Genomic DNA, 6,654 nt, shown 5'->3' with positions numbered 1-6,654 from the left:
GCCGCGTACGGCGGTGCGGGGGAGCAGGTGCTCACCCTGGCCGACCTCCTGGCGATCGCGACGGCCGCGGACCGGCCACTGCGCCTGGCCGAGGATCCCACCAGGACCACCGTCCCGGCGATCGCCGCGCCGTGCATACCGCTGGTGAACGCCTCGCGGGCCGTCGTCGCCAGGGCGTCTCCCGCGCGCCCCGGGAGCTGGGCGGCCACCGCCAGTGCGCCGCCCAGTGTTTCGTGGGCCGGAGCGGGGGCCGAGGCAGGGATCCCGTGGCGGTAGACGGCCGTACCGATGGAGCCCAGGATCGCCATCCCGAGCGCGCCGCCGAACTCCGCGCCGGTCTCCATCAGGGAGGATGCCGAGCCCGCCCGTTCCACCGGGGCGCTGCTCAGCGCCAGGTCCGTGATCTGGGAGATGACCATGACGACTCCCGAGGCGAGGACGCCGCACGCGACCAGGACCAGCCAGAGGGAGTCCGTGTCCGCGAAGGCCAGGAGCGCGTAGCCGGCCGCGCCGATCGCGAAGCCCGCGGTGACCACGTAGGCGCGGTCGACGCCCTTCTGGACCAGCGCGGTCGCCATCGGGGCCGCCATGCCGATCGGCACCGAGGGGAGCAGCGCCCACAGGGCGGCTTCCATGGCGCTCTTGTCGAGCACCGACTGCAGGTACTGCGTGGTGAAGTACGCCGAGCCCATGATGGCGAACGAGCCGATGAGGTTGAGGAGGACGGAGGGCGCGAAGCCGCGGCCGCGGAACAGCGCCGGCGAGATCATCGGTGACGCCGCGGTGCGCTGGCGGTGGACGAAGGCGGTCGCGAAGAGCAGGCCGACGGTGATCGAGACGACGTACTGGACGTGCCAGCCCTCCGACGGGATCTCCTTGAGGCCGTAGATGACGGGCAGCACCGCGGCCATCGACAGGGGCACGCTCAGCCGGTCGAAGCGGCCGGGGGCGGGGTCGCGCGACTCGGGCAGCAGGAACGGGCCGAGGATCAGGAGCAGCGCCATCGCGGGCAGGTTGACCAGGAAGACCGAGCCCCACCAGAAGTACTGGACGAGGACACCGCTCATCACCGAGCCGAGCGCGATGCCGGCCGTCATCACACCGGACCACAGGCCGATCGCCTTCGCGCGCTGGCCCGGGTCGGTGAACATCGTGCGGATCAGCGCCATCGTCGAGGGCATCAGGGTCGCGCCGCCGATGCCGAGGACCGCGCGGGCCGCGATCAGGGTCTCGGCGCTGTTCGCGTACGCCGCGACCAGGGAGGCGGCGCCGAAGGCCGCCGCGCCGGTCAGGAGGAGCCTGCGGCGGCCGATGCGGTCGCCCAGCGAGCCCATCGTCATCAGCAGGCCGGCCAGGACGAAGGCGTAGATGTCGAAGATCCACAGCTGCTGGGTGCCGCTCGGCTCCAGGTCGGCGCTGATCGCCGGGATCGCGAAGTACAGCACCGAGACGTCCATCGAGACCAGCAGCAACGGGAGCATCAGCACGCCCACTGCGGTCCATTCGCGGCGGCCGGCCAGTTGGCCGGGCGGGGTTGTGGTGGTGTTCGTCGGGTTCGTCATGATAGGGACTGTACGAGCGTCTTAAACGTCTGTCTAGAACGAATGTATAAGTCAAGCGTATGGGACGGCTGTATGGATCGGAGTAGGGTAGGGGCATGGGACACCGTGAGGATCTGCTCGAAGGCGCCAAGCGCTGCCTGCTGGAGAAGGGGTTCCTGCGTACGACCGCGCGGGACATCGTCAAGGAGTCGGGGACCAACCTGGCGTCGATCGGCTACCACTACGGGTCGAAGGACGCGCTGCTGGTGCAGGCGTATGTCGCGCTGATCGAGGCCACGGGGCATCGGTTCGAGCCCGGCGGAGACGGGGAGGCCACGAAGTCGACGCCCGCCGGGTCGCTGGAGCGCTTCCAGGCGGTGTGGACGAACATCGTCGAGGCGGTGGGCGAATCGCGCGCGATCTGGATGCTGAGCTTCGAGCTGATCCTTCAGGGCGACCGCATGCCGGAGGTGCGCAGGATGCTCGTCGAGGCGGAGGAGCAGGGCCGCTCGGGGCTCCTGCCCCTGTTCAACGGCATCCCGGAGGAAGAACAGGGCAAGGAGGCCGTCGAGACCGAGGGGCGCTTCTACCAGACCCTCCTCCAGGGGCTCATGGTGCAGTGGCTCTTCAATCCGGACACGGCCACGGATGCCGCGCAGCTCACCGAGGGCCTGCGCCGCGTGATCGCGGGCGTCAAGGAGGGCTGATCCGGTGCCCGCATCGACCGGGTTCACCGTCTTCCCGTGGACGCCTTCGCCGCGAGGACCGGCAGCTGCGGCGAACTGAGCCGCTGGGGGGCGAGGGGTCCTCGTCGGCGGTGGAAGACGTACCTCCCGGAGGTGCCGTACCGGATGGTCTGCTGAACGAGGTCCGCCCAACGATGCGCAGCCGCCGTTCCCGTCACGGCTTGGGGCACGGCAACAACCGTGCTCTCTTACAACCGCGCTCCCTTCAACGCCATGTGCAGCAGCAGCCGGTCCTCGCCGTCGTCCAGGTCGAGGCCCGTCAGTTTCTCCACGCGGGACAGGCGGTAGTACAGGGTCTGGCGGTGGATGCCCAGCTCGGCGGCCGTGCGGGCGGCCTGGCCCGCGCAGTCGAGGTAGATCTCGGCGGTACGGGCGAGTTCGCGGTAGGTGGGGGACAACAGGGTGCGTACGGCAGGGTCGTGCGCGACCTCCGCCGGGAGCGCGGTCAGCAGGCGGAACGGGCCGATGTGCGCCCACTCGGCGACCGGGCCGAGCCGGGGCTCCGCCAGGGCGGCCCGCGCCGCCGCCAGGGCCTCGTGCCAGGCCGTCGCCAGCTCCGCGAGCCCGGTGCGCGCGGCCGCGATGCCGCACGCCGCCGTGCCGCCCCCCTCCAACTGCCGCGCCCGCTCCAGCAGTCGCCCCGCCGCCGAGGCGGCCGGCGTCAGGACGTCCGCCGAGCGCAGCCGTACCAGCAGGGCGAGGGACTGGGAGGCCGCACCCCACGGCACCGTGCACAGCGCCGTCGCGCCCGGCACCGTACGGACCGAAGGGGCGTCGTCCGGGTCGGCGGACGGCCAGGGGGTCACGCAGACCACCGTGTGCAGGCCGTCCGCGCGGGCGCCCAGCGCCGTGCGCAGTTCCGCGACCGCCATGTCCTGCGGCCAGCCGCGCTCGGCGGTGAGCACGGCCCGCAGCTCCCGGGTGAGGTCGGCACCGTGCTGCGCCTCGTCCGCCAGCAGCGCGCCGATGCGGGCCGCCACCTCCATGGCCGCGGTCAGCTGCTCCTCGGTCGGGCCCGGGTCCGAGTCCAGCAGCCAGACGTAGCCGAGGACGACACCCCGATGGCGTACCGGAAGGCAGATGCGTCCCCGGTACACGCCCGCCTCGGGCGTCGGCGGAATGCGGACGGGGCCCGTCGCCCGGGTGATGCCGAAGCCCTCGAACCACGAACGGACCGCGGACGTGGAGCGCCGCGTCAGGATCGAGCGGGTGCGCACCGGGTCCAGCGCGGAGGCGTCGAGGTCGCCCTCACTGTCGTACGCACCGAAGGCGATCAGCTCGAAGTCCCGGTTCTCCAGGGTCGCGGGGACGCCGAGGAGCTCGGAGATCTCGTCGACCAGCTCCTGGTAGTCACCCGCATGGCTGAAAACTTCGGACGTCACTCGGGCATTCTCGCGCATTTCCGGGCCCGCTTCATACATCTGTCTGAGATCTGCGGCACGGATGCGTGACAGCTGTCGATGGCTGAGGATCGGAGGGATCCTTAGGTTTCACGGTGGTTCTATCTGCTGGTTTGTGGAGGTGCCCCGTGCTGGGTCCCGTGATTCTTGCCGCGTCGCGCAGCGACCGGATGCGACGCCTGATCTCGGCGGCCCCGGTGACCAAGCAGGTCGTCGACCGCTTCATCCCCGGTGAGTCCGTCGACGACGTCCTGCCGATCATCGAGGACCTCACCGGCCGCGGCCTGGAGCTGACGATGGACGTCGTCGGCGAGGACATCACCACCCCCGAGCAGGCCGCTGCGGCCCGCGACGCCTACCTGACGCTGATCGACCGGCTGAGCGACCTGGGCCTCGGCGAGCGGGTCGAGATGTCCGTGAAACTGTCGATGTTCGGGCAGGCACTGGACGGCGGCCACGAGCTCGCCCTCGCCAACGTCCGGCCCGTCGTCGAGGCCGCCGCCGCCATGGGTACGACGGTCACGCTCGACGCCGAGGACCACACCACCCTCGACTCGATGTTCGCCATCCACGAGGAGCTGCGGACGGACTTCCCGCAGACCGGCTGCGTCATCCAGGCCTACCTGTTCCGCACCGAGGCCGACGCCCGCCGCCTCGCCGCGGCCGGCAGCCGGGTGCGGCTGGTGAAGGGGGCGTACAAGGAGCCCGCCGAGGTCGCGTACCAGCAGAAGCAGGAGATCGACAAGGCGTACGTCCGGGTCCTGAGGACTCTGATGGAGGGCGAGGGGTATCCGATGATCGGGTCCCACGACCCGCGCCTCATCTCCATAGCGCAGGAACTCGCCCGCAGGGCCGGGCGCAAGCTCGACGAGTACGAGTTCCAGATGCTGTACGGCATCCGCAGCGACGAGCACCTGCGGCTGGCCGCCGAGGGCCACCGCATGCGCGTCTACACCGCCTACGGCACCGACTGGTACGGCTACTTCATGCGAAGGCTTGCGGAGAAGCCGGCGAACCTGCGCTTTTTCGTCCGCTCGATGGTCAGCAAGGGGTGATGTGCTGGATGAGCGGCGGTTTCGGTCTCCGAAAACTGTTCGGAGGCCGACAGTCGCCGCCCCATGGCCGGCTGAGCCGGACCCGGACCCGTTGAAAGGAGTTACGGATCCCGTGACTCCGCCCCCGAGGGGGCTTCTCACGAGCTCGCCGCGGCGAGTCCGTGACGGTCAAGCCCTGACCGCCGCTCACCATACGCAAGGGCTTCAGCTTCCCCCCGGCTGAAGCCCGGGAATCACTCGGAAGAGGTACCCCATGGACGCTGTGACCCAGGTCCCCACCCCCGTCAACGAGCCGGTGCACGGCTATGCCCCCGGCTCGCCCGAGCGTGCCCGGCTGGAGGCCAAGCTGAAGGAACTGGCCGAGAACCCGGTCGACCTTCCGATGACGATCGGCGGCGAGAAGCGGATGGGCGGTGGTGAGCGGTTCGACGTCGTGCAGCCGCACAACCACAAGGCCCGCCTGGGCACGTACGCCAACGCCACCCAGCAGGACGCCCAGGACGCCATCGACGCGGCCCTCGCCGCCGCGCCCGCCTGGCGCGCGATGTCCTTCGACGACCGTGCCGCGATCATCCTGCGCGCGGCCGAGCTGCTGTCCGGCCCGTGGCGCGAGACCCTTGCGGCCTCCACCATGCTCGGCCAGTCGAAGACCGCCCAGCAGGCCGAGATCGACTGTCCCTGTGAGCTGATCGACTTCTGGCGCTTCAACGTCGCCTACGCCCGCCAGATCCTGGCCGAGCAGCCCCCGGCCAACTCCCCGGGTGTCTGGAACCGCCTGGACCACCGCCCGCTGGAGGGCTTCGTCTACGCGATCACGCCGTTCAACTTCACCGCGATCGCGGGCAATCTGCCGACCGCTCCTGCGCTCATGGGCAACGTCGTCGTCTGGAAGCCGTCCCCGACCCAGACCCACGCGGCCGTCCTGCTGATGCAGCTGCTGGAGGAGGCGGGTCTGCCCAAGGGCGTGATCAACCTCGTCACCGGTGACGGCATCGAGGTCTCCAAGGTGGCGCTCGAGCACCGCGACCTGGCCGGCATCCACTTCACCGGCTCGACCAAGACCTTCCAGTACCTGTGGAAGACGGTCGGCAACAACATCGAGAAGTACCGCTCCTACCCGCGCCTGGTCGGCGAGACCGGCGGCAAGGACTTCCTGGTCGCCCACCCCAGCGCCGACCGTGCGGTCCTCAAGACGGCGCTCACCCGCGGTGCCTTCGAGTACCAGGGCCAGAAGTGCAGCGCGACCTCCCGCGCCTACATCCCGGCCTCGATCTGGAACTCCGGTTTCAAGGAGGAGTTCGCCGCCGAGGTCGACTACCTGACCATGGGCGACGTCACCGACCTCGCCAACTTCATCGGCGCCGTCATCGACGAGCGCTCCTTCGCCAAGAACAAGGCCGCCATCGACCGCGCGAAGTCCGACCCGGCCTGCACGATCGTCGCGGGCGGCAGCTACGACGACTCGGTCGGCTACTTCGTCCGTCCGACGGTCGTCGAGTGCAACGACCCGGAGAACGAGGTCTTCCGCACCGAGTACTTCGGCCCGTTCCTCGCCGTGTACGTCTACGAGGACGACAAGTACGAGGAGATGCTGACCCAGATGGAGTCGGTGTCCGACTACGCGCTGACCGGCTCGGTCATCTCGGGCGACCGTGCGGCGGCGGCGTACACGATGGACAAGCTCCGCTACGCGGCCGGCAACTTCTACATCAACGACAAGTCGACCGGCGCCGTCGTCGGCCAGCAGCCCTTCGGCGGCGGCCGTGCCTCCGGCACCAACGACAAGGCCGGCGCCCCGCAGAACCTGCAGCGCTGGACCCTGACCCGCGCCATCAAGGAGACGCTGGTCCCGCCGACGGACTACACGTACCCGCACATGGGCTGACCGATCACCTGACGCCGCAGCCCCGCT

At 70.0% G+C, this 6,654-nt stretch carries 5 protein-coding genes; 3 read left to right on the top strand and 2 right to left on the bottom strand.

Annotated elements, in window-relative coordinates:
• Nucleotides 1-1,562: MFS transporter (locus tag AB0N07_RS49290; protein ID WP_365847305.1), on the bottom strand; the 1,562-nt coding region annotated here is incomplete at its 3' end.
• A 95-nt stretch (nucleotides 1,563-1,657) separates the two neighbouring features.
• Here AB0N07_RS49290 and AB0N07_RS49285 point away from each other — a divergent pair.
• Nucleotides 1,658-2,248 (top strand): TetR/AcrR family transcriptional regulator, encoded by a 591-nt coding sequence (locus tag AB0N07_RS49285; RefSeq protein ID WP_365847303.1) that lies wholly within the window; start codon nucleotides 1,658-1,660, stop codon nucleotides 2,246-2,248.
• A gap of 227 nt (nucleotides 2,249-2,475) precedes the next feature.
• On the opposite strand, the gene AB0N07_RS49280 is transcribed toward AB0N07_RS49285, so the two are convergent.
• Entirely contained in the window at nucleotides 2,476-3,687 is a 1,212-nt protein-coding gene (locus tag AB0N07_RS49280; RefSeq protein ID WP_365847301.1) for a helix-turn-helix domain-containing protein, read from the bottom strand.
• Between the two features lie 128 nt (nucleotides 3,688-3,815).
• Here AB0N07_RS49280 and AB0N07_RS49275 point away from each other — a divergent pair, with 128 nt between their 5' ends.
• Nucleotides 3,816-4,742, top strand: a complete 927-nt coding sequence (locus tag AB0N07_RS49275) for a proline dehydrogenase family protein (RefSeq protein ID WP_365847299.1) — start codon at nucleotides 3,816-3,818, stop codon at nucleotides 4,740-4,742.
• Nucleotides 4,743-4,995: 253 nt separating this feature from the next.
• Nucleotides 4,996-6,627 (top strand): L-glutamate gamma-semialdehyde dehydrogenase, encoded by a 1,632-nt coding sequence (pruA, locus tag AB0N07_RS49270; RefSeq protein WP_365847297.1) that lies wholly within the window; start codon nucleotides 4,996-4,998, stop codon nucleotides 6,625-6,627.
• Nucleotides 6,628-6,654 lie beyond the last annotated feature (27 nt).

The sequence above is a fragment of the Streptomyces sp. NPDC051172 genome, assembly GCF_040682555.1.
Classification (GTDB): domain Bacteria; phylum Actinomycetota; class Actinomycetes; order Streptomycetales; family Streptomycetaceae; genus Streptomyces.
Note: the sequence above shows the minus strand (reverse complement) of the source record. Positions and strands in the feature narration are given on the sequence as shown.

What these genes read in the sequence shown, in the direction of transcription:
- AB0N07_RS49285 (WP_365847303.1), top strand. Translation starts at nt 1,658, where the DNA reads ATGGGACACCGTGAGGATCTGCTCGAAGGCGCCAAGCGCTGCCTGCTG.
- AB0N07_RS49280 (WP_365847301.1), bottom strand. Translation starts at nt 3,687, where the DNA reads ATGCGCGAGAATGCCCGAGTGACGTCCGAAGTTTTCAGCCATGCGGGT.
- pruA (WP_365847297.1), top strand. Translation starts at nt 4,996, where the DNA reads ATGGACGCTGTGACCCAGGTCCCCACCCCCGTCAACGAGCCGGTGCAC.